Below are 1,294 nucleotides of genomic sequence, written 5' to 3'. Positions count from 1 at the left end.
CGTAGCTCACTTGATCGGAGATAACACGAATGACTCCGCGACGGTCGCGATGAACTTGGGTCGGCGCCCATATCGGTGCGATCTTGCACAAACAGTCGCCGAGCCAGTCGATGCACGTCAGTGCGGTGAACGTGTCGTTGACGGCCGGCGATAGTGCCCGGATCGCGATCTCGACGAGCTGATCGACGCCGAAGGCGACGTCCTGGGTCAGCGTACGGTGCGGCCCGGTTGCCTGAGCCCGCGCCAGATAAGCGGCCACTTGCTCGGCGGCGGTCGCAGGCCACACGCTGGCCAGCTCACGGCCTTCAACGAGGAAGTGTCCCGGGCGATAAGGGAGCCGGATCACCGCGTCGGCTTGGGCGGCGACGCGGACCAGCGTCTGATGCCGGATGAATTGCAGATAGCCGCTTTTGGGAGTGGGGATGACGCTGCCGGCGGTTTCAATCCTGCCGAGCAGTTCATCGATCGAAGGGCCATCCGCAGGATTTCGCGTCGCGAATTTCGGTTGGTCCTCACTCTGTACCGCCACGGCACGAGCCAGATCTTTGGCGATACCGGCAATTACCTGCGGTAGCTGGATCTGGGTGGCGATGTGGTGAATGAAGTAGATCAGGACCATGACATCGATGAGAACCAGGCCGAAAGCAGTTGTGATCGAGATGTGGGGCACGAATTCGCCACGATCTCCGAGTCCGATCGACACCAGCGTCACGATGCAATACACGAACGTTGCCACGAATGCTCCCAGCGTGAGCTGGGTGCCGCGGTCGCGGATGAAGTTTCGCAGCATCCGCGGACCGAACTGCGTCGACGCGAGCGTCAAGGTCACGATTGTGATTGAAAAGACGATGCCGACGACGGTGATCACCGACGCCGCAATAGAGGTCAAAATCTGACGCGCGGCATCGGCCGTGCCGCTGATCACCCACCCCGGAGGCCGGACTTCACCACGGTAAGCCGCCCGGTCCAACCCGAGCGTCAACGCGAAAAGGCCGATCGCTCCGAGGATCACCACCGCCGGAACCAACCACAAATTGGTGCGCAGCTCTTCTCGCCGCCAGTCCGGCCACACCAGACGCGGGCTTGGCATCACATCATGCGCGGCCGCTGTGGAACGCACAGCGCAGCGTTCACTCCCACGGCGGATATCTAACTGACCAGCCCCGATAAACGCAAATTCCAGCTGGTAAATGCCAGCCTGGGTTCACTGGTCGAAAAAGTTCCGTAAATGTCTGCGGAATGCGCGTATGGATGCTGTGTAGATCAAAGCGTGCTTCGTGCGGAAGGCGTACAT

At 60.9% G+C, this 1,294-nt stretch carries 1 protein-coding gene; it reads right to left on the bottom strand.

The genetic code is table 11. From position 1 onward, the window contains the following. Window positions 1-1,090 (bottom strand): DUF2254 domain-containing protein (locus ACZY0B_RS27505; protein WP_463767380.1); only part of this gene is annotated, 1,090 nt, incomplete at its 3' end. Window positions 1,091-1,294: the final 204 nt, after the last annotated feature.

It is taken from the genome of Mycobacterium sp. IDUB_19 (assembly GCF_055419445.1).
The sequence above is the reverse complement of the archived record's forward strand: the minus strand, read 5'-3'. Positions and strand labels throughout refer to the sequence as shown.